General features: G+C 67.3%; 24 protein-coding genes. 15 read left to right on the forward strand and 9 right to left on the reverse strand.

Translation table 11 applies throughout. From position 1 onward, the window contains the following. Positions 1–2 precede the first annotated feature (2 nt). The gene (locus tag EAX62_RS14010; RefSeq protein ID WP_121902347.1) at positions 3–284 is read right to left on the reverse strand and encodes a YciI family protein; all 282 of its coding nucleotides are present in this window, start codon (positions 282–284) and stop codon (positions 3–5) included. 129 nt (positions 285–413) lie between these two features. Between EAX62_RS14010 and infA the strand changes: the two genes are divergently transcribed. The 12 genes from infA (at position 414) to EAX62_RS14070 (ending at position 9258) form a co-directional block, all read left to right on the forward strand. Further along, on the forward strand, positions 414–635 hold the full coding sequence (gene infA, locus EAX62_RS14015) for a translation initiation factor IF-1 (RefSeq protein ID WP_121902348.1): 222 nt from the start codon (positions 414–416) through the stop codon (positions 633–635). A 251-nt stretch (positions 636–886) separates the two neighbouring features. Further along, positions 887–1000 (forward strand): 50S ribosomal protein L36, encoded by a 114-nt coding sequence (gene rpmJ / locus EAX62_RS14020; protein ID WP_020575560.1) that lies wholly within the window; start codon positions 887–889, stop codon positions 998–1000. Between the two features lie 250 nt (positions 1001–1250). Further along, positions 1251–1625: a 30S ribosomal protein S13 gene (gene rpsM / locus EAX62_RS14025; protein ID WP_121902349.1), complete on the forward strand. Its 375-nt coding sequence runs from the start codon at positions 1251–1253 to the stop codon at positions 1623–1625. A 42-nt stretch (positions 1626–1667) separates the two neighbouring features. Further along, a complete protein-coding gene (gene rpsK, locus EAX62_RS14030; RefSeq protein ID WP_121902350.1) occupies positions 1668–2078 on the forward strand; it encodes a 30S ribosomal protein S11 in 411 nt (136 codons plus the stop codon). A gap of 33 nt (positions 2079–2111) precedes the next feature. Beyond that, on the forward strand, positions 2112–2717 hold the full coding sequence (rpsD, locus tag EAX62_RS14035) for a 30S ribosomal protein S4 (RefSeq protein ID WP_121902351.1): 606 nt from the start codon (positions 2112–2114) through the stop codon (positions 2715–2717). A 131-nt stretch (positions 2718–2848) separates the two neighbouring features. Beyond that, positions 2849–3880 carry a DNA-directed RNA polymerase subunit alpha gene (locus EAX62_RS14040; RefSeq protein ID WP_121902352.1) on the forward strand — a complete coding sequence of 344 codons (1032 nt, stop codon included), beginning with the start codon at positions 2849–2851 and terminating at the stop codon, positions 3878–3880. 46 nt (positions 3881–3926) lie between these two features. After that, positions 3927–4493, forward strand: a complete 567-nt coding sequence (gene rplQ, locus EAX62_RS14045; protein ID WP_121902353.1) for a 50S ribosomal protein L17 — start codon at positions 3927–3929, stop codon at positions 4491–4493. Between the two features lie 152 nt (positions 4494–4645). After that, entirely contained in the window at positions 4646–5674 is a 1029-nt protein-coding gene (locus EAX62_RS14050) for an ABC transporter substrate-binding protein (RefSeq protein WP_199711306.1), read from the forward strand. A 50-nt stretch (positions 5675–5724) separates the two neighbouring features. Continuing rightward, the gene (locus EAX62_RS14055; protein ID WP_121902355.1) at positions 5725–6618 is read left to right on the forward strand and encodes an ABC transporter permease; all 894 of its coding nucleotides are present in this window, start codon (positions 5725–5727) and stop codon (positions 6616–6618) included. Beyond that, entirely contained in the window at positions 6618–7409 is a 792-nt protein-coding gene (locus tag EAX62_RS14060) for an ABC transporter ATP-binding protein (RefSeq protein ID WP_121902356.1), read from the forward strand. Before EAX62_RS14055 ends, EAX62_RS14060 begins: the two co-directional genes overlap by 1 nt. Positions 7410–7531: 122 nt before the next feature. Beyond that, positions 7532–8656: a glycosyltransferase gene (locus EAX62_RS14065; protein ID WP_121902357.1), complete on the forward strand. Its 1125-nt coding sequence runs from the start codon at positions 7532–7534 to the stop codon at positions 8654–8656. A gap of 2 nt (positions 8657–8658) precedes the next feature. Continuing rightward, positions 8659–9258 carry a transglutaminase domain-containing protein gene (locus EAX62_RS14070; protein WP_121902358.1) on the forward strand — a complete coding sequence of 200 codons (600 nt, stop codon included), beginning with the start codon at positions 8659–8661 and terminating at the stop codon, positions 9256–9258. 150 nt (positions 9259–9408) lie between these two features. Here EAX62_RS14070 and EAX62_RS14075 read toward each other — a convergent pair whose 3' ends face one another. The 5 genes from EAX62_RS14075 to trmB all read right to left on the reverse strand — a co-directional run bounded on the left by EAX62_RS14075 (position 9409) and on the right by trmB (position 13428). Beyond that, positions 9409–10485, reverse strand: a complete 1077-nt coding sequence (locus EAX62_RS14075) for an LLM class flavin-dependent oxidoreductase (protein ID WP_121902359.1) — start codon at positions 10483–10485, stop codon at positions 9409–9411. 128 nt (positions 10486–10613) lie between these two features. Beyond that, positions 10614–11228, reverse strand: a complete 615-nt coding sequence (locus EAX62_RS14080; RefSeq protein ID WP_121902360.1) for a superoxide dismutase — start codon at positions 11226–11228, stop codon at positions 10614–10616. 57 nt (positions 11229–11285) lie between these two features. After that, complete coding sequence (locus EAX62_RS14085; RefSeq protein ID WP_121902361.1) at positions 11286–11891, reverse strand: class I SAM-dependent methyltransferase; 606 nt, start codon at positions 11889–11891, stop codon at positions 11286–11288. Then, on the reverse strand, positions 11888–12712 hold the full coding sequence (locus EAX62_RS14090; RefSeq protein WP_121902362.1) for a tRNA pseudouridine synthase A: 825 nt from the start codon (positions 12710–12712) through the stop codon (positions 11888–11890). The genes EAX62_RS14085 and EAX62_RS14090 overlap by 4 nt, the downstream gene beginning before the upstream one ends. After that, entirely contained in the window at positions 12709–13428 is a 720-nt protein-coding gene (gene trmB, locus EAX62_RS14095) for a tRNA (guanosine(46)-N7)-methyltransferase TrmB (RefSeq protein ID WP_233557971.1), read from the reverse strand. The genes EAX62_RS14090 and trmB overlap by 4 nt, the downstream gene beginning before the upstream one ends. 80 nt (positions 13429–13508) lie before the next feature. Between trmB and EAX62_RS14100 the strand changes: the two genes are divergently transcribed. The 3 genes from EAX62_RS14100 (at position 13509) to rpsI (ending at position 15317) form a co-directional block, all read left to right on the forward strand. Then, positions 13509–13919 (forward strand): YccF domain-containing protein, encoded by a 411-nt coding sequence (locus tag EAX62_RS14100; RefSeq protein WP_121902500.1) that lies wholly within the window; start codon positions 13509–13511, stop codon positions 13917–13919. 403 nt (positions 13920–14322) lie between these two features. Then, a complete protein-coding gene (gene rplM / locus EAX62_RS14105; RefSeq protein WP_121902364.1) occupies positions 14323–14766 on the forward strand; it encodes a 50S ribosomal protein L13 in 444 nt (147 codons plus the stop codon). A gap of 17 nt (positions 14767–14783) precedes the next feature. Then, positions 14784–15317: a 30S ribosomal protein S9 gene (rpsI, locus tag EAX62_RS14110; protein ID WP_121902365.1), complete on the forward strand. Its 534-nt coding sequence runs from the start codon at positions 14784–14786 to the stop codon at positions 15315–15317. Positions 15318–15495: 178 nt separating this feature from the next. Here the strand turns inward: rpsI and EAX62_RS14115 are convergent, their stop codons facing one another. Genes EAX62_RS14115 through EAX62_RS14125 form a run of 3 tightly spaced genes read right to left on the reverse strand, consistent with a single transcriptional unit; the run spans position 15496 to position 19057 of the window. Beyond that, positions 15496–16272, reverse strand: a complete 777-nt coding sequence (locus tag EAX62_RS14115) for an ECF transporter S component (protein WP_121902366.1) — start codon at positions 16270–16272, stop codon at positions 15496–15498. Beyond that, the gene (locus EAX62_RS14120; RefSeq protein ID WP_121902367.1) at positions 16269–17888 is read right to left on the reverse strand and encodes an ABC transporter ATP-binding protein; all 1620 of its coding nucleotides are present in this window, start codon (positions 17886–17888) and stop codon (positions 16269–16271) included. The genes EAX62_RS14115 and EAX62_RS14120 overlap by 4 nt, the downstream gene beginning before the upstream one ends. Beyond that, a complete protein-coding gene (locus tag EAX62_RS14125; protein WP_121902368.1) occupies positions 17888–19057 on the reverse strand; it encodes a CbiQ family ECF transporter T component in 1170 nt (389 codons plus the stop codon). The genes EAX62_RS14120 and EAX62_RS14125 overlap by 1 nt, the downstream gene beginning before the upstream one ends. Between the last annotated feature and the right edge of the window lies 1 nt (position 19058).

Genomic DNA, 19058 nt, shown 5'->3' on the forward strand with positions numbered 1-19058 from the left:
CCTCAGGCGAAGATGCCGATGGGCGGGTTCCACAACTGGATGCGACGCCGGGCGATGGCGCCCTGCACCAGAAAGGGGTCCCTCTCCAGCATCGTCGCCACGTCATCGGCGGTTTCCGCCTCGACGATGAGCAAAGCTGCAGGTTCCTCGGCGTCCGGGTAGGCGCCGGCGGCCACCAGTCCCGAGCCCACCAGGGACCGCAGGAAGTCGCGGTGCGCGGGCCGGTGTTCGGCCAGGAGGGTGGCGTCAGAGACGTAGGTGTAATGCACGGCGAAGTGGCTCATGGGGGACCACGATACCGGCACCCGACCGCGCGCCGCAGCGGCCTGCAGGTGGCAGGGATTTGGGTGAAGCCAGCGCCCCGGCATAGAATCCACACAGACAATAATGATCTGACAACTGATTGAGAGCACATGGCGAAGAAAGAGGGAGCCCTCGAGATGGAGGGTACCGTCGTGGAATCACTTCCGAACGCGATGTTCCGGGTGGAACTCGCGAACGGGCACAAAGTGTTGACCACGATCAGCGGAAAGATGCGCCAGCACTACATTCGCATTCTCCCCGCTGACCGCGTTGTGGTGGAGCTTTCTCCCTATGACCTGACTCGCGGACGCATCGTCTACCGCCACAAGTGAGTCCATCAACGACGACGACGCCCGGCTTCTGCCGGGCGTTTTGTCATGTCCGGGGGAGCGCGTCACGCCCTCGATCCGAGGATTTGGGCATTTGCCCGCCGCTGGCGTAACCTTGGGCGTCGGTCGTCCATGCCCGGCGGATCGTTGTGTGCTCGCGCACACGGGATCGTCCGGGACGAGGATTGCCGAGTTCATCCACCACTGATTGGGGCTTGACATGGGCCCCATCGCTGATTGAAAAGGTTGCTCGAATGAAGGTTCAGCCGAGCGTCAAGAAGATCTGCGACAAGTGCAAGGTCATCCGCCGGCACGGTCGTGTGATGGTGATCTGCGAGAACCCGCGTCACAAGCAGCGCCAGGGCTGAGCCCAGACGTTGGACAAAGGCTCGAACAGAGCATCGCGGAACGGGTCGATCGCCCACCCCGCCTGACAATTCAACAACGTGAACGCAAGGGTCCCCACAAGGACCTCCACCCTTGGACGAAGGCCAAGGCCCCGCCGGTCGCCACATGCGGCCGAAAGGCACGGGGACGCGTCACGCCGCACACCTTCTCGGTTCACGACCGGGCCCCTCGGGGCCATGGACCGGAAACACTTTGAAAGGTAACCGCCTGATGGCACGCCTACTCGGTGTCGACCTGCCGCGCGAAAAGCGCCTCGAGATCGCACTCACCTACATCTTCGGCGTGGGCAAGACCCGCGCCGCCGAAACCCTCGCCGCCACTGGAGTCAGTGGCGATCTCCGTGTCCACGAACTCAACGACGAACAGCTCGTCGCGCTGCGTGACCACATCAACGGTGCATACGAAATCGAAGGTGACCTTCGTCGTAGCGTCGCAGCCGATATTCGTCGCAAGATCGAAATTGGCAACTACCAGGGCCGTCGCCACCGCAGCGGACTGCCCGTCCGTGGCCAGCGCACGCGTACCAATGCCCGCACCCGCAAGGGTCGCAAGAAGGCAGTCGCTGGCAAGAAAAAGGTACGCTGACCCGCGCGGTGAGCTGAAACAGGACTGGAGAGAAAAGAACTTATGGCTACTGCAAGCCGAAAGAGTGGCGGCGCCAAGAGCAAGGTGCGTCGCAAGGAAAAGAAGAACGTGCTGGCCGGGCAGGCCCACATCAAGAGCACGTTCAACAACACGATCATCGCGATCACTGATCCCGCAGGTGCGGTTGTCGCCTGGGCCTCCGCCGGCACCGTCGGTTTCAAGGGGTCCCGCAAGTCGACGCCGTTCGCTGCACAGATGGCTGCGGAGGCCGCTGGCCGCCGCGCCATGGAGCACGGCATGAAGCGCGTCGACGTCTTCGTCAAGGGCCCCGGCTCCGGACGTGAGACCGCGATCCGTTCGCTGGGCGCCGTGGGCCTCGAGGTCGGAGCCATCTCCGACGTCACGCCCGTGCCGCACAACGGCTGCCGCCCGCCCAAGCGCCGTCGCGTCTGATCCCCGAGACCAAGTAAGGACTGAAGAGAAGAAATGGCTCGTTACACCGGCCCCATGACCAAGAAGTCCCGTCGTCTCGGGACAGACCTCGTCGGCAACGACAAGGCTTTCGAGCGTCGCCCGTACCCGCCCGGCGTCCATGGCCGCGGCCGTATCAAGGACTCCGAGTACTCCCTGCAGATGCGCGAGAAGCAGAAGGCGCGTTTCTCCTATGGCGTGCTCGAGAAGCAGTTCCGCCGCTACTACCAGGAAGCTGACCGTCACCCCGGCAAGACCGGTGACCACCTGCTGCAAATCCTGGAGACCCGTCTCGACAACGTTGTGTACCGCGCAGGTTTCGCGGGCACCCGTCGTCAGGCCCGCCAGCTCGTGGTCCACGGCCACTTCCTGGTCAACGGCCACCGGGTGGACATCCCCTCGTACCGCGTGAAGGCCCACGACATCGTGGACGTCGCCGAGAAGTCGATGAACCTGCACCCGCTCGTGGTTGCTCGTGAGACCCACGGCGAGCGTTCCGTTCCCGCATGGATGGAGGCACGTCCCAACCGGATGCGCATCCTCATTCACCAGCTGCCGCTCCGCGAGCAGATCGTGATTGACGTGCAGGAACAGATGATCGTCGAGCTGTACTCGAAGTAATGACATGGGGGCTGGCCGAGTAATCGGCCAGCCCCGATTCAGCACCACCGTTGCATCATCACAAGTCGGCCGGGAATCGTTCCCGGCCGGGTTCGCGCCCTCATATATTGGTTGGCGCGGGAAGGACACACATGCTCATCGCACAGCGCCCCTCGCTGTCAGAGGTCTCGATCTCCGAATACCGCTCGCAGTTCGCCATCGAGCCGCTGGAGCCGGGCTTCGGCTACACGCTCGGCAACTCCCTGCGTCGTACCCTGCTGTCCTCGATCCCCGGTGCCTCGATCACGAGCATCAAGGTGGAGGGCAACATGCACGAGTTCTCCACCGTCGAAGGCGTCGTCGAGGACGTCACCGAGATCATCCTGAATCTCAAGGGCATCGTGCTCTCCTCGGAGGAGGACGAGCCCGTCGTCATGTACCTGCGCAAGGCGGGTGCTGGCGCGGTGACCGCCGGTGACATCCAGCCCCCGGCCGGTGTGGAGATCCACAACCCGGAGATGCACATCGCCACGCTGAACGAGACCGGCAAGCTGGAAATGGAACTGGTTGTTGAGCGTGGCCGCGGCTACGTCTCCAGTGTCCTGAACAAGAACCCGGACGCCGAGATCGGACGCATCCCCGTCGACTCGATCTACTCGCCCGTCCTGAAGGTCAGCTACAAGGTGGAGGCCACCCGCGTGGCCCAGCGCACCGACTTCGACCGCCTCGTCATCGACGTGGAGACCAAGCCCTCCATGCTGCCGCGCGACGCCATGGCGTCCGCAGGCCGCACGCTGGTGGAACTGTTCGGCCTGGCCCGTGAACTGAACGTCAACGCCGAGGGCATCGAGATCGGCCCGTCGCCCGTCGACGAGCAGATCGCCGAGTCGCTGTCGCTGCCGGTCGAGGACCTGGAATTGTCCGTGCGCTCCTACAACTGCCTGAAGCGCGAAGGCATCCACACCGTCGGTGAACTCGTTGCCCGCAGCGAGGAAGACCTCCTCGACATCCGCAACTTCGGTTCCAAGTCGATCCTCGAGGTGAAGGTCACCCTTCACGGACTCGGTCTTGCGCTGCGTGACTCCGCCCCGGGCTTCGACCCGATGGAGGCCATCGAGCGCTACGACGAGGACAACGAAGAGCCCGAAGTTGAAGAAGACTTCGCCGAGACCGAGCAGTACTGACGCCCCCATCCGAGCGCTGCTCGGACCACACTGAAAGAACCAACTGATGCCGAAGCCAACAAAGGGTCCCCGTCTGGGCGGTTCGCCCACCCACGAGCGCACCATTCTCCGCAACATGGCAGCGCAGCTGTTCCAGCACGGCCGGATCACCACCACCGAGACGAAGGCCCGTCGCGTCCAGCCGCTGGCCGAGAAGCTCATCACCAAGGCCAAGCGTGGAGACCTCCACGCCCGTCGCCTGGTGCTCCAGGCCATCACGGACCGCGACGTCGTCGACACGCTGTTCACCGAGATCGCGCCGTCGCTGGCCGATCGTGAGGGCGGCTACACCCGCATCACGAAGGTTGGACCCCGCAAGGGCGACAACGCGCCGATGGCCATCATCGAGATCATCACCCAGTCCGTCGCGGACAGCCGCACCACCCGCGCCAAGGCAGGCAAGGCAGCTGCCAAGCCCGCCGCCGCACAGGACGAGGCCGTCGAGGCCGAGGCCACCGAGTCGGAGAACATCGAAGAGGCAGCCTCTCCCGAGGCCGCCGCTGCTCAGGAAGTCGCTGACGAAGCGGTTGCTGAGGACGCTGCAGACGAGGACACGGCCGCCGAGGCCAAGTGACCTCGACACCCAGTCGAGAACAGGAGGGACCCGGTTCGCCGGGTCCCTCCTTTCGCGTTCCAGGGGAGGCTTCGCTGGTTCGTGACTGCTGGGCAGGCATCCCCACCCGCCTGACGTTGCGGTAGAGTCCCGCCGAGTAGACGCACATCCGTGTGACTGGTCACCCCTTCTTCGAGGAGTTCCGCGACATGTCGCTCCGCAAGTTCGCCGTCGCCCTTGGCGCATCGGCCGTCCTGTTCCTGTCCGCCTGCGGTGGTGCCGCCACCCCCGGCGAGCCCGAGGCTCCTGCTGCGGAGAAGGCGCTCGAGATCGGCGTGGTCAACTACGTGTCGCACCCCGCACTGGATGCCGTCCAGAAGGGGTTCATCGACGGATTGGCCGAGGCCGGTTACAAGGACGGCGAGAAGATCACGCTCGACCTGCAGAACGCGCAGGCCGATCAGGCGACGCTCACTGCCATCGCCAACCAGTTCGCGCAGGGCAAGAAGGACCTGGTGCTCGCCATCGCCACCCCCTCAGGTCAGGCCGTTGCCCAGGTGATCACCGACAAGCCCATCCTGTTCGCCGCCGTGACCGATCCGGTTGCCGCTGACCTCGTGGCTGACTGGGACGCACCCGGCGGAAACATCACCGGCGCCTCCGACCTCAACCCGGTGGAGGATCAGCTGAAGCTGATCCAGGAGATTGACCCCAGTGTGAAGACCGTGGGCATCGTGTACTCCTCCGGCGAGATCAACGCCGAGGTGCAGGTCGAGGCCGCAGAGAAGGCAGCCCCGGGGCTCGGGCTGAGAATCGAGAAGGCCGCCGTCTCCAACTCCTCAGAAGTGCAGCAGGCTGCGCAGTCGCTGGACGTCGACGCCTACTACGTTCCCACCGACAACAACGTCGTCTCCGGGATCGAGGCGCTCATCCAGGTGGCCGAGCAGAAGCAGGCCGTTGTCGTGGCCTCCGACGAGGGGTCCGTCGAGCGCGGCGCCGCCGCGTCCCAGACCGTCAACTACGACCAGCAGGGTCGAGACGCCGCCGCCATGGCGGTGCAGATCTTCGAGGGCGCCGACCCGGCGACCATGCCGGTCAAGCTGCAGGACACCTTCGACCTCACCGTCAACCCCGAGGGTGCCAAGCGCATGGGTGCGTCCATCCCGGACGACATGGCCGCGAGGGCCGTCAAGACCTTCTAGGACTTCGGGGCTCAGGCCCCGACCCCACGAGAGCGAACTGGGACAACCACATGGTCATTGCCGCTGAGCTCGGACTGATTTACGCCATCCTGGCGATCGGTGTCTACCTCACATACCGGGTGCTGGACTTTCCGGACCTCACGGTCGACGGCTCATTCACCACGGGGGCTGCACTCTCGGCGGTGCTGATCGTGAGCGGGACGCCCATCTGGGTGGCCCTCATCGTCAGCATCGTCGGGGGCATGGCGGCGGGGGTGGTCACCGGGCTGCTGCACGTATGGGGCAACATCAACCCGTTGCTTGCCGGCATCCTGACCCAGATCGCCCTGTATTCCATCAACCTGCGCATCATGGGCAAGGCCAACGTCCCGCTGCTGCGTCAGAGCACCCTCATGACACCACTGCGCGAGGCCGGTCTTCTGGGCACCTGGGGCGCGGTGGCGATCTTCGCCGTCGTGGTGGCCATCGTCGGCGCCGCCGTCTACGGCTTCCTGGGGACCGGGTTCGGCGTGGCCATCCGCGCCACGGGCGACAACGAACTCATGGCCCGGAGCCAGGGCGTCAACACCGGTGTCACCAAGGTGGCCGGGCTGGCCATTTCCAACGGCCTCGTGGCGCTGTGCGGTGCCTTCATGGCGCAGTACCAGGGCTACGCCGACATCTCCATGGGCATCGGCCTCATCGTGGCCGGGCTGGCATCGGTCATCATCGGCCAGGCCATCTTCGGGATGACCGCCGTGTGGCAGGCCGTGCTGGCCGCGGTGCTGGGCTCCGTCATCTACCGCGCCGTCATTCAACTGGCGCTCAATGCAGGCCTGAACCCCAACGACATGAAGATGATCTCCGCGGTCATCGTGGTCATCGCGCTCGTGCTGCCGCAGTGGAGCGTTTTCAAGAAGATCCGGCATCGGCGTCGCCGCGTCATGGCAGCGGAGGCCGTGTGATGCTGCAGCTCGAGAACATCACGAAGCGCTTCTTCGCAGGCACCGTCAACGAACGCACCGCACTGGACGGCCTGAACCTGAAGCTCGGCGAGGGCGACTTCGTCACGGTCATCGGCTCCAACGGCGCCGGGAAGTCCACGCTACTGAACGTCATCTCCGGCCGCTACACGCCCGACGAGGGCCAGGTCACGATCGACGGACGCAGGGTCACGAGGCAGGCCGAGCACCGGCGCGCATCCCGGGTGGGGCGCGTCTTCCAGGACCCCATGGCCGGGACCAGCCCGCACCTGACCATCGAGGAAAACCTCGCCATCGCCTTCGGGCGCGGCCAGCGCCGCGGACTGGGCCTGGCTGTGACCGGCTCCAAGCGCGAGGTGTTCCGCGAGGAGCTGAAGTCGCTGGAGCTGGGGCTGGAGAACAGACTGCAGATGCGCGTCGGAATGCTCTCGGGCGGCCAGAGGCAGGCGCTGAGCCTGCTCATGGCCACGTACGCGAAGCCCGCCATCCTGCTGCTCGACGAACACACCGCCGCGCTCGACCCGTCGCGCGCCGAGCTGATCACCCGGTTGACGGGGGAGCAGGTGGCGCGCCACCACCTCACAGCGCTGATGGTGACCCACAACATGCAGCAGGCCATCGAGCTCGGGAACCGGCTCATCATGATGCACGAAGGCCGCATCGTCCTCGACGTCGACGAGAAGGCCAAGAAGAACACCACGCCCGAACACCTGCTGGAGGAGTTCGGCAAAATCAAGGGCGCCACCCTGTCCGACCGCACCCTGCTGGACTGAGAACCGTCGCACGTGCGGATGCGTGCCGTGCAGCGCGGGTGCGGATGTGTGCCGGGTTCTTCTCCGCGGCGTTCAGGCGGTGCGCGCCTCCCCCATAGGATGCGGGGGTGAGAATCGCACAGATGGCCAACTTCGTGGGCCCGACGTCGGGCGGCATGAAGGTGGTCATCGACACGCTCGGCGAGGGCTACGTTGCGGCCGGCCACGAACGGATCCTCGTGGTGCCCGGCCGCCGTGACCACATCGAGGAGACGGCATCAGGCATCGTCGTGTCCGTCCGCTCACCGAAGCTGACTCCCCAGTACCGCATGATCGCCACGCCATGGCGTGCGCTGGACGTGCTCGACCGTTTCCGCCCCACCACCATCGAGGTGTCCGACAAGTGGACGCTCTCGCCCGCCGGCAGATGGGCGGCGAAACGCGGCGTGGGATCCGTCATGTTCAGCCACGAGCGGCTCTCCGACATGTTGGCCATGTGGATGCGTCGCTCCTTCGGCGTGGAGGCCGCCGTGGGCGCCCTCAACAGGCGCCTCGCCAAGGAGTTCGACGCCGTGGTGGTGACCAGCCGCTTCGCCGCCGACGAGTTCGAGGACACCGGAGCACGGCTGGAACTGGTGCCGCTCGGCGTGGACCTGCTCACATTCAACCCGTCCGCCGGGACACCCGTCGACGACGGGGTCCTGAAGCTCGTCTACGCGGGCCGGTTGTCGCACGAGAAAAGCCCGCAACTGGCAGTCGCCACCGCGGCCGAACTCCACCGCCGCGGCCGCGCGGTCCGGATGGACCTGTACGGCACCGGACCGGACCAGAAGGAACTCGAGGAGATCGCGGGCGATGCGCCGGTCTTCTTCCACGGCTTCGTGGACGGACGCGCGGAACTGGCCAAGCGGTTCGCCGCCGCAGACGTCTCACTCTCGGTGTGCCCGGCGGAAACGTTCGGGCTCGCGGTGCTCGAGGCGCTGGCGTGCGGGACCCCCGTCGTCACCGCCAACCGGGGCGGGGCGAGGGAACTGGTGGACGCCTCCGCCGGTGCAAGTGGCGCACCAGAGCCTGCCTCGTTGGCGGATGCCGTCGAATCACTGGTGCCCAGGCTGGGGCCCGTTCTGCGCGCCGGGGCAAGGGCTACAGCAGAGAAGTACACCTGGCGGTCCACGATCCAGCGGATGCTCGCGCTGCACGAGGACCTCGTCACCGAGGTGCCGTACCGATCACTGCGGGGCGTCGATCGCTTCCGCCGGAGGGGATGAGAATGAGGAAACTGGTCAGCACCGTCGTGGCGGTCATGAGTGCGGTGGTTCCCGTCGTCGTCATGGCGCCCCGGTCCGGGAAGACCGACGGTGCACGCGGGGCCGACGAGTTGATCTGGGCACTGCGTGACGCGGGCCTCAGGGATCGCGAGCTCGTGGACGCCGCCATGCAGCGAGTGGCGGCCGAATACACCCACGAGTCGCTGTGGCACATGTGGGAGTCGCCGGACACGTCGTTGGCGCGGGGCCGTGGATGGTCCCACCAGTACAACACCGTGTTGTGTGACGTCCTGCGCGGGCTGGGCTTCGAGGCGCACCTCGTCCACGCCGCGCGGGTCCGCGGGTTCCGCCACCCGTGGTGGTACGCCGGACACACGTGGGTGGAGGTGATAATCGACGGCAGGCAGCACCACGCCTGCGCCTCACGGGTCTCCAACAGGCTCGGAGACGTCGGGTTCACCCCGGTGACTGCTGAGCTTCCCTACCGCAACGTGACCCGGTTGGGCGTCGCGCTGGCGCTGACCCCCTTCGTTGCCGTCGGCGTCTGGAGGGCCTGGCTGACGGGCCGTCCCGTGTCGCGCTGGATCTACCGCGAACGCTGAACACTGGTCTGTGTCGTACCCGGTCGGCGTGATTCCGGGACGTCACTCGGTGCGCCGGGCCCCTTTCGGCATGACGGGTCCTTCATCGCGTGTCTGCTCGGGGCGGCCTCGCTCGTCGCGACGACCACTCAGGAAGCGGCAGGGGGGCTCTCAGGCCTCGGAGAGCATGTCCAGCACCATGGGCTTCACCTTGGTGCCGTAGAGCTCCACAGCACGCATCATGTCGGCGTGGGGGAGTGTTCCGTTGCCGTACTTCATGCCGAAGCGGGTCGCGCCCAGGGCGCTGATGGTGGAGGCGACCTTCTTGGCCACCGTGTCGGGGGAGCCGACGTGCAGGGCCCCGTCCCGCACCTCCGCCTCGAACCGCGCCCGTGTCGGCGGTGCCCAGCCCCGCTCCCTGCCCAACTGGCGCATGCTGGCCTCGTAGTGCGGCCAGTACCGGTTCATGGCTTCCTCGTCGGTGTCGGCGATGAAACCGTGGCTGTGGATGGCGATGCGACGCTCACCCTGCCCGAACTCGGCCAGTGCTTCGCGGAACAGCTCGGCGAACGGGGCGAACCGGGCAGGCTGGCCGCCGATGATGGCCAGCTCCAGCCCGAAGCCGTACTTGGCTGCCCGCACCACCGACTCCGGGGTGCCACCCACGGCAACCCACGTGGGCAGGCCGTGCTCGTGGTCCGTGGTGGGGAAGATGCGCTGATCGCTCAGCCCGGAGCGGGTGGTCCCGGACCAGGTGACGGGGCCCTCGGAGCGGAGGTGGCTGAACAGGTCCAATTTTTCGCTGTAGAGCTGTTCGTAGTCCCTGAGCTCGAAACCGAACAGCGGGAAGGACTCGGTGAACGAGCCCCTGCCCAGCGACACCTCGGCCCGGCCTGACGATATGGCGTCCAGGGTGGCGAAGCGCTCGTAGACCCGCACCGGGTCGTCAGAGGACAACACCGTGACGGCGGAGATGAGCTTGATGCGCTGCGTCTGTGCAGCGATGGCGGTGAGGACCACGTCCGGCGCGGAGATGGCATAGTCCGGGCGGTGGTGCTCGCCGATGCCCATGACGTCGAGGCCCACCTGGTCAGCGAGTACACCCTCGGCCACGACGTTGCGCAGCACCTCGGGGTGACCCAGCTTCTTGCCCCCGTCGCCGACCGTGACGTCGCCGAATGTGTGGACACCGAATTCGATGTCCTCGCTCCAACGTTCGGTGGAACGGCGAATTATCTGTATGCTCATGACTCGTTCAACGTTCAACTGTCCCGGTTTTGTTCCCGGGGCAGTCTCGGGCTGGGGGGCCTGAAGGCGCTGAACGAAACACGGCCCCGGGATTGCTCCCGGGGCCGTGCGTCACATTTCGCGGAAACTCAGGCCAGGGCCTTGCCCGCGGCCTGCGCCTTGGTGAGGCGCTGGGCCACGTCGTTCCAGTTCACGACGTTCCACCAGGCGTCCACGTAGTCGCCCTTCACGTTCTTGTACTGCAGGTAGTAGGCGTGCTCCCACATGTCGAGCTGCAGCAGTGCGATCTGGCCGGAGGGCAGGTTGCCCTGCTGGTCGAACAGCTGGTTGATGTTCATGCGCTGGCCCAGGGTGTCCCAGACGAGCATGGACCAGCCGGAGCCCTGCACACCATTGGCGACGGCGTTGAAGTGCTTCTGGAAGGCTTCGAAGCCACCGAAGAACTCCTCGATGCCGGACGCGACCTCGCCCTCGGGGCGGCCACCGCCGTCCGGGGACATGTTCTTCCAGAACACGGAGTGGTTGATGTGGCCACCCAGGTGGAACGCGAGGTCCTTCTCGAGCTTGTTCACTGCCCCGAGGTTGCCACTGGCGCGGGCCTCTGCGAGCTGCTCGAGCGCAGTGTTGGCGCCCTTGACGTAGGTGGCATGGTGCTTGCTGTGATGCAGCTCCATGATCTCCGGGGCGATGTGCGGGGCGAGTGCTCCGTAGTCGTAATCCAGGTCGGGAAGGGTGTAGGTCATAGTCGACTCCTCTAGATGCCGGTGACTGCGCGATCAACCGCGCTTACCCAGCCCATCCTATGCGGAGGTTTGTTCACCGGCTCGGAGAATGAGAACGCGGAAGCCCTTGGCGGAGGCGAGCTTGCTGGTGGTCCATCCCTGATCGGTCAGCCAGGCAGCCAGGGAGTCGCCGCCCAGATTCTTGCTGACCACCAGGTAGGCGGTGCCGTCGTCCTTCAGCCGTGGGAGCCACCGGAGCAGGAGCTCGTGCAGAGCGTCCTTGCCGATGCGGATCGGCGGGTTGGACCATATCTCGTCGTAGGAGACGCCGGCCGCGACGTCGTCGGGTGCCACGGCGTTCACACGGTCGGCCACACCCAGTGCTTCGGCGTTCCGGGCCGTCAGTGCCAGTGCCCGCTCGTTCACGTCGACGGCATCCACCGTGATGCCCTCCGATGCCACTGCCAGGCCCACGGCAATGGGTCCGTACCCGCAGCCCAGGTCCAGGACGTGGCCGGAGGTCGGTGCCGCCACCGTGCGCAGCAGGACGCTGGTCCCGAGATCCAGGCGGGACCCGGAGAAGACACCGTTGGCCGTCTCGAGTTCCAGAGCGTTGTCGAAGATCGTCGCCCGGATAGTGCGGGTGACGAGCGGACTGTCGTCGTTGGTGAAGTAATGGCTCACGAATCCTCCAGGGTCCGTCTCGAACGGGCGAGTTGGGCGCGGGCCGCGAGGCCGTCGTCGGTGGGGTAGCCCACCTCCTCCAGCGTCAGCCCGTGGCCGGGCATCACGAGGATGTGGTGGTGGCGTTGGGGGTGGGAGGCGACGTCAGCGAGCCAGACGCGATCCCGGCGGCCGCCGCCGACGGCGATCAGAGCCCCCACCACGGAGCGGACCATGGAGCGGCAGAACGCGTCGGCCAGCAGGTGGATCTCGATGACGCCGTCGGGGCGCTGCGTGGCGGACAGCTCACTCAGTTCCCGGATGGTGGTGGCACCGTCCCGTGGCTTGCAGAAGGCGGCGAAGTCGCGCAGACCCATCAGGTCCGGGGCGGCGGCATTGAGGACGTCGACGTCCACGGGGTGCCGCACGGCCACGACGTGGCGGCGGTGCAGCGGGTCGGGGATGTGCTGGGAGTCAATGATTCGGTAGCAGTATCGGCGCCAGATGGCGGAGAAGCGGGCGTCGAAGCCCTCGGGGGCCTCGACGACGGCGCGGACGACCACGTCCTTGGGCAGCACCCTGCCCAGCAGGCGGTGCAACTCGGCGGGGGAGGGGTTGCCGTCACCGGAAAGGAAGGGCACGTCCAGGTGGCACACCTGGCCCCGGGCGTGCACGGCGGCGTCGGTGCGGCCAGCGACAACCAGCCTGGCCGGTTGCGGTAGTCGCAGGACCCGCGTGATGTGGAACTCGAGCACCTCCTGCACCGTGCGGTGCCCGGGCTGCGTGGCCCAGCCGCGGAAGTCGGTGCCGTCGTAGGCGATGTCCAACCGCCAGCGCATCACCGAACGCGCTCGTAGGTGAGGTCGTGCGTGGCGCGCCCGGCAGTGAGGCCCCGCTGCTCGTACTTGGTGATGGGGCGCCCCTCCCAGCGCGGGGCCCAGCCGTCGTGCACGTTGACGAGGTGGCCGTGGGAGTCGAGGGCGTCCCGCTGCCAGAGTGCGTAGTCCTCCCAGTCGGTGGCCAGCCGCCACAGCCCGCCGGGCACCAACTTGGAGGCCACCACGTCGCCGAAGGCCGGGGTGACCAGCCGGCGCTTGTGGTGACGGGTCTTGTGCCACGGGTCTGCGAAGAACGTCCAGACCTCCGCCAGGGTGGCGTCGTCGAAGAGCCGATCCAGCCCGCGGGAACCGTCCACCATGGCGATCCGAACATTGGTGATCCCTGCCCGCCCGATCCGGCCGAGCGTGGAGGCGACGGCGGGTTTGAACACCTCGAAGGCCACGAAATCGACGTCGGGCCTCGCCGCCGCCATGGGGACGAGGGAGTCGCCCACGCCGGATCCGATCTCCACGATGCGAGGCGCCTGCCTGCCGAAAGTGGTGTCCCAGTCCACGTGTGCGCCATCGGCCACCGAGGTGGGGACGTCACCGACGGGCAGTGGTAGGACGAACGTGGAGGCGTGACGCGCCCACGCGCCCTTCTGGGAGTCGTTCATGCGCTTGCTGCGCCGCACGAAGCTGACGACGTCGCGGTGCACGCGCTCTTCTGTCTGATCCACCGAGCCAGAGTATCGAGCGTGACGGCAATCACCCTCCTCGTAGACTGGTGAGGTCATCCGATCAGCCCTGGGAGGCCACCATGCGCACCATCCTCAACATCATCTGGCTCGTCTTCGGCGGGATCTGGCTGGCGGCGCTGTACTTCCTGGCAGGCATCCTGGCCTGCATCTTCATCATCACCATCCCCTTCGGCATCGCATCGTTCCGGATGGCCCGCTACGTGTTCTGGCCCTACGGCAAGGCCGTCGTGGCGAAGCCGGGGGCGGGCGTGGCCAGCGGCCTGGCCAATGTCGTGTGGTTCGTCCTGTGTGGATGGTGGCTCGCCATCGGGCACGTGCTCACCGCCATAGCCCAGTCCCTGACGATCATCGGCATCCTGGACGCCATCGTGAACCTCAAGATGATCCCGGTCACGTGCTTCCCGTTCGGGAAGCGCATCGTCGACCGCTCCTCGTTGCGCCCCGACCAGAGGCCCCTGCACTCGCTCTGAATCCCGGGGACGAGGCGCCGTCACCATCGCACGCCATGCGGAGGAGGTGGGCTCTCCAGCCCCCAGGCACCCCCGGCACCCCGACGTCTGGCCGAGGCGTCCCGGCCGGAGCCTGCCCTGCGGGGAATCGCGGCTCCGGTGAGCGTGTCGGGTGATGTCCTCGGCGGTCTGTTTTCGGGCCACCGGGAGCCGACTCGCGGGCGCGCCGCAATGCGGGTAACGTTGCTCAGGTCCACACGTCCTCCCTTGCGGGGGCTTGGGGGGCGGTGTCGTTTTGACCGGCACGCCCTTGGGACATAAGCTATGTAGCTGTTGCGCGCCGACTTGCCGTGCCAAGCACGAGTCGAGGATTCGAGCGCAGCCTTCATGAGAGTTTTAACGAATGGGAAGTTGGTCTGCGTCCGTGTCCACGTACACCCCAAAGCCCGGCGACAACGCCAGGAACTGGCTTGTGATTGATGCTGAAGACATCATCCTTGGTCGCCTCGCCAGCCAGGTTGCCACGCTTCTGCGCGGCAAGCACAAGCCCACGTTCGCGCCGCACGTGGATGGCGGAGACTTTGTCATCGTCGTCAATGCAGCCAAGATTGCCCTCAGTGGCAACAAGCGAACCGACTCGATGCGCTACTCGCATTCCGGCAGCCCGGGCGGCCTGAAGCAGATCGCCATCGGTGACCTGCTCAACAAGGATCCCCGCAAGGCCGTCGAGCGCGCTGTGTGGGGCATGTTGCCCAAGAACAAGCTCAGCCGCCAGCTGATCAGCAAGCTCAAGGTCTACGGTGGCCCCGAGCACCCGCACGTCGCGCAGAAGCCGCAGGCGTTCGAGATCACCCAGATCGCACAGTGAGTCGAGAGAGCCAACAGATGACTGAGACCCCAACCGAAGAGACGGTCGAAGAGACCACCTCCGAGATCAAGCCCTTCACCGACGAGCAGGATCGCGAGATCGCCTACCGCTCCGACGCCAACCCGGCTGCCGCTGCTGGCAGCCAGGTGCGTCCCGCGGTGGTTGCACCCTCCGCCGCCACCGGCCGTCGCAAGGAAGCAATCGCCCGCGTCCGCATCTTCCCGGGCACCGGCAAGTGGCTCATCAATGGCCGCACCCTTGAGGACTACTTCCCCAACAAGGTGCACCAGCAGCACGTGTCGGACCCGTTCGTCACCGCCGGTGTCACCGACTCCTACGACGTCATCTGCCGCATCCATGGCGGCGGCATCACGGGACAGGCCGGCGCCCTTCGCCTCGGCATTGCCCGTTCGCTGAATGCTGTGGATGAAGAGGCCAGCCGCCCCGCCCTGAAGAAGGCAGGCATGCTGACCCGCGATGCCCGCATCAAGGAGCGCAAGAAGGCCGGTCTCAAGAAGGCCCGCAAGGCCCCGCAGTACAGCAAGCGCTGATCTGGCCCAGGCCAACAGCACAACCCCCCACGCATGCGTGGGGGGTTGTTTGCTTCTCTGCGCCGTTGCCCTCGAGTGGCGTGTGCAGGAGACGGTCAGTGGATACACCACTGCTCGTGCCTCGCGGCGGGCACGCCGGAAGCGGTTCGGTGCTGCCCTGCCGGTGCTTCGCGGCGGGTCAGGCGACGAAGTGGGCGCGGCGGGCGGCGCGCCTCAGGATCCGCAGCATGGCGGGACCCAACAAGGCGATGGCGGCCACGTTGACGACGGCGCGCATCAGATTCCAGCCCATGGACGTGGCCACGTTGTAGACCACGAATCGGCGCAGGTTCTCCAGCACGGGCGCTCCTGCGAGGAAGCTGGCGTCGGTGCCGGTCCCCAGAGCGAACGGCCAGAACGCGAGGTCCATGAGCCAGCCGTAGGTGAACGCGCTCACGCAGCACCAGAGGCTCAGCAGCACGATCTCCAGCCATCCACCCACCCGCGGCAGGAGGGCCGCGCCCAGCCCCACGAAGCCGGCTGCGAGCATCTGGTACGGCAACCACGGCCCCACCCCGCCGGTGACGAGGGCGGAGACCAGGAGCGTTGTGTTGCCGAGCAGGAACCCGAAACCGGGCCCGAACACCCTGCCACCCACGATGAGGAGGAAGAAGATCAGTTCAATGCCGGCCGTGCCGGCACCGAGGGGTCGGGTGAGGGTGCCGAGCGCCGCCACCACACCCAGCATGGCCAACGCCTTCGGGGAAATGTTGCCCGAGGTCAGCTCCGTCAGCACGATGACGATGACCACCGGCAGCAGCAGGGCGAACACCAGCGGACCCTGCGACGAGTTGTCGAGCGCAGCGCCGGGCGCCACGAACAGCGGCCACACGAACGCCACCAGCCCTATGAGGGCGGCGACAGCCAGCACCACCGTGGAACGCGCCCGGACGGGGACGGCCGAGGCCGTTCTCACGACGTCACCCTCGCAGCAGAGATCTCTGCGACCGTCATGACGTCGGCCGGGTGGAACACCTTCGTCACCTGAGGGGCGAAGCTGGGGGAGGAACTGCAGACCTGCCTGGTGGTGCCATCTGCCACCACCTCACCCTCGGCCAGCACGATGGTGCGCTCCGCGGTCTGGGCGGCGAACTCCACGTCGTGCGTCGACACGACGACGCACGTCCCCTGGGCTGCCAGCGCGGCGATGATGCGGGTGAGTTCGCGTTTCATGGCGTAGTCGAGGCCCCGTGTGGGTTCGTCGAGGCACACCACGCGCGGGCTGGCTGCCAGCTGGATGGCCAACACCAAGGCGAGCCGTTGACCCTCCGAGAGGTCGCGGGGGTTCCGTTCCCCCGGCAGGTCCGCGCTGAGCCGCAGCAGCAGGGATCGGGCGGTGCCCTCGGCGACGCCGGACTCCCGGTCGGCCTGCGCGCACTCCGCGTCGACGTCGGCCAGGTACAACAGGTCGGCGGGACTCTGGGGCACCAGGCTCACGAGCCGGCGCGCCTCGTCGTCGCCCACCCGCCGCGGGTCGCGGCCGTCGACACTCACCTGCCCGGAGCTGGGGACGGCGCCCTGCAGCGCCCACAGCAGCGATGATTTGCCGGAACCGTTGCGCCCCATGAGCGCGACGGTGGTGCCGGCGTGCAGGTCCAGGTCCACGCCCGCCACCGCGGTGATGTCGCCGTACGTCACGCGCAGGTCGCGCAGCTGCGCCACGGGTGGGTGCCCGTCCCCGCGCCAGGACATGGCCTCCCGGAGCTCGGGGGCAGCCTTCAGATCCAGATGGGGGCCATGGTCGCGGATGCGGCGCCGGGCGGCGCGGACGCTGAGCGGTACCTCAGGCCACCCCATGGCTGTGGCGAGTTCCACGAGAGGGGGTGTGGTGTCGGCCATGGAGAGGATGTCGGAGGCTGTGCCGGAGACCACTCGGCCGTCGCCGGGCAGCCAGAGGGCGGTGTCGGCCTCGTGCATCACGCGTTCCAGCCGGTGCTCCGCCAGGACGACGGTGAGGCCCACGTCGTGGACGAGTGTGGCGATGGCGGCCAGGACATCCTGGGCGGCAGTGGGGTCCAGGGCGGAGGTGGGTTCGTCCAGCACGAGGACGCGGGGCTGGGCCGCCAGGACGGCGGCGATGGCGACCCGCTGCTGCTGGCCTCCCGAGAGTTCCATGAGGGAGCGTCGACGAAGGTCCGCGATCCCCATGAGGTCCAGGGTCTCCTCCACACGCTTTCGCATCACTGATGGCGACAGACCCAGCTGCTCCATGCCGTAGGCTACTTCGTCCTCCACCACGTCGGTGACGAAGCCGGCCAGCGGGTTCTGTCCCACCCAGCCGACGACGTCGGCGAGGTCGCGGGGCCTGTGGGTGCGGGTGGAGCGGCCCGCCACGGTGACGTCCCCGGACAGCGTGGCGCCGCTGCTGTGCGGCACCAGTCCGTTGATGGCGCCCAACAGAGTGGACTTGCCCGTTCCTGTGCGACCCATCACCAGACACAGGTCACCGTCGCGGATGGAAAAGGTGGCGTCCGCGATCACGGGGGTGGTGGCGTCGGGTTGCGTGATGGACACGTGCTCGAAGTGGATCATCAGCGGCCTCCGGCTCTCTGGGGTCGGGGGGTGAGCACCGCCGGCAGGGCCAGCAGCAGGGGCAGCAGGATCGCCGGCAGCGGCAACGCCGGCCAGGTGAGTGTCAGCGGTGGGGGATTGAGCTGGTCGGGATACCCCAGTGGGCTGGTCAGCCACAGGCCGACGGCGACGGCGAGAGCGCCGCATGTGCACACCAGGTTTTCAGGGGCACCCCAGGGGGCCGGCCGGTACCGCGTGACGGACAGGCGTCGGCCGGCGCTGCGAAGGCCCGTCGCGCCGAGTCCGACGCCCACGGCCAGCAGGAAGAGGGCCAGCCAGCGCTCGGGTGCGAGTCCGAGCACGGTCACGGGCGAGGCGGGAACGCCGAGCACGACGAACGCTCCCAGCAGGAGGGACACCAGCGCCGCCAAGAGGGCGACGGTGGTGTGCCCCGGGACCTTCTGCTGGCCGCGGGTGCGGCCGTACCCGCGGGCCTCCATGGAGGAGGCCAACGTCATGGAGCCCTCCACGGCGTCCTCGACGACGGGGACCAGGGTCGCGGCCAGCCCGCGAAGTCCGCGCACGGCGTTACCGCGGAGACGCCGCCCCCGACGGACCCGATGGGTGGAGGCGATCAACTGCGGCAACACGGTGAGCGTAATGACGACGGCCACGGAGATGTCGTGCAGGGCGGCGGGCACGGATTTCAGGGCGGTGCGCGGGTTGGCCAGCGAGTTCGCGGCGCCCACGCAGAGCAGGATGGTGGCGAGGCGGGTGGCGTCCGTGGCAGCCCACACCAGTTCCTCGGCCGTCACGGGGCCGCCCAGCCGGATGCCCGCTGCCCACGCCGGCAGGTGTATCTCGGGGAGCCGGAACACGACGGTCCCGGTGGTGCTGCCCCCGATGAAGAGCCGCACCATGACCCGGCCCACGATGATGAAGGCGCCAAGCAGCAGGTAGAACTTCAGGGACCGCGCCCACAGGCCGTCGTCCCGACGGGCCAGCACCACGGTGACGAGTGCCACAGCGACGAGCGCCAGAACCAGCGGGTTCAGGGTGAGGCTGGCCGTGACACCCGCGCAGAGTGCCCACGCCCACCATGCCCACGGATGGGTGGTGCGCAGCACCGGGGCGGAGCGGGTGACTGCGTCCGGGGGAAGCGGCGCGACGCGGGTGATCAGCCGGGGCATG

Origin of the sequence: Tessaracoccus antarcticus, from assembly GCF_003688855.1 — a bacterium.
Classification (GTDB): Bacteria; Actinomycetota; Actinomycetes; order Propionibacteriales; family Propionibacteriaceae; genus Arachnia; species Arachnia antarctica.

Excerpts from the sequence above, each read along its gene's own strand:
- EAX62_RS14080 (WP_121902360.1), bottom strand. The coding sequence starts at position 11,228 with ATGACCTACACCCTTCCCGACCTGGATTACGACTACGGAGCACTCGCC.
- rpsI (WP_121902365.1), top strand. The coding sequence starts at position 14,784 with ATGACTGAGACCCCAACCGAAGAGACGGTCGAAGAGACCACCTCCGAG.
- EAX62_RS14055 (WP_121902355.1), top strand. The coding sequence starts at position 5,725 with ATGGTCATTGCCGCTGAGCTCGGACTGATTTACGCCATCCTGGCGATC.
- EAX62_RS14125 (WP_121902368.1), bottom strand. The coding sequence starts at position 19,057 with ATGCCCCGGCTGATCACCCGCGTCGCGCCGCTTCCCCCGGACGCAGTC.
- EAX62_RS14040 (WP_121902352.1), top strand. The coding sequence starts at position 2,849 with ATGCTCATCGCACAGCGCCCCTCGCTGTCAGAGGTCTCGATCTCCGAA.
- EAX62_RS14075 (WP_121902359.1), bottom strand. The coding sequence starts at position 10,485 with ATGAGCATACAGATAATTCGCCGTTCCACCGAACGTTGGAGCGAGGAC.
- EAX62_RS14060 (WP_121902356.1), top strand. The coding sequence starts at position 6,618 with ATGCTGCAGCTCGAGAACATCACGAAGCGCTTCTTCGCAGGCACCGTC.
- rplQ (WP_121902353.1), top strand. The coding sequence starts at position 3,927 with ATGCCGAAGCCAACAAAGGGTCCCCGTCTGGGCGGTTCGCCCACCCAC.
- rpsK (WP_121902350.1), top strand. The coding sequence starts at position 1,668 with ATGGCTACTGCAAGCCGAAAGAGTGGCGGCGCCAAGAGCAAGGTGCGT.
- infA (WP_121902348.1), top strand. The coding sequence starts at position 414 with ATGGCGAAGAAAGAGGGAGCCCTCGAGATGGAGGGTACCGTCGTGGAA.
- EAX62_RS14070 (WP_121902358.1), top strand. The coding sequence starts at position 8,659 with ATGAGGAAACTGGTCAGCACCGTCGTGGCGGTCATGAGTGCGGTGGTT.
- rpsD (WP_121902351.1), top strand. The coding sequence starts at position 2,112 with ATGGCTCGTTACACCGGCCCCATGACCAAGAAGTCCCGTCGTCTCGGG.
- rpsM (WP_121902349.1), top strand. The coding sequence starts at position 1,251 with ATGGCACGCCTACTCGGTGTCGACCTGCCGCGCGAAAAGCGCCTCGAG.
- EAX62_RS14010 (WP_121902347.1), bottom strand. The coding sequence starts at position 284 with ATGAGCCACTTCGCCGTGCATTACACCTACGTCTCTGACGCCACCCTC.
- EAX62_RS14065 (WP_121902357.1), top strand. The coding sequence starts at position 7,532 with ATGGCCAACTTCGTGGGCCCGACGTCGGGCGGCATGAAGGTGGTCATC.
- EAX62_RS14100 (WP_121902500.1), top strand. The coding sequence starts at position 13,509 with ATGCGCACCATCCTCAACATCATCTGGCTCGTCTTCGGCGGGATCTGG.
- rpmJ (WP_020575560.1), top strand. The coding sequence starts at position 887 with ATGAAGGTTCAGCCGAGCGTCAAGAAGATCTGCGACAAGTGCAAGGTC.
- EAX62_RS14120 (WP_121902367.1), bottom strand. The coding sequence starts at position 17,888 with ATGATCCACTTCGAGCACGTGTCCATCACGCAACCCGACGCCACCACC.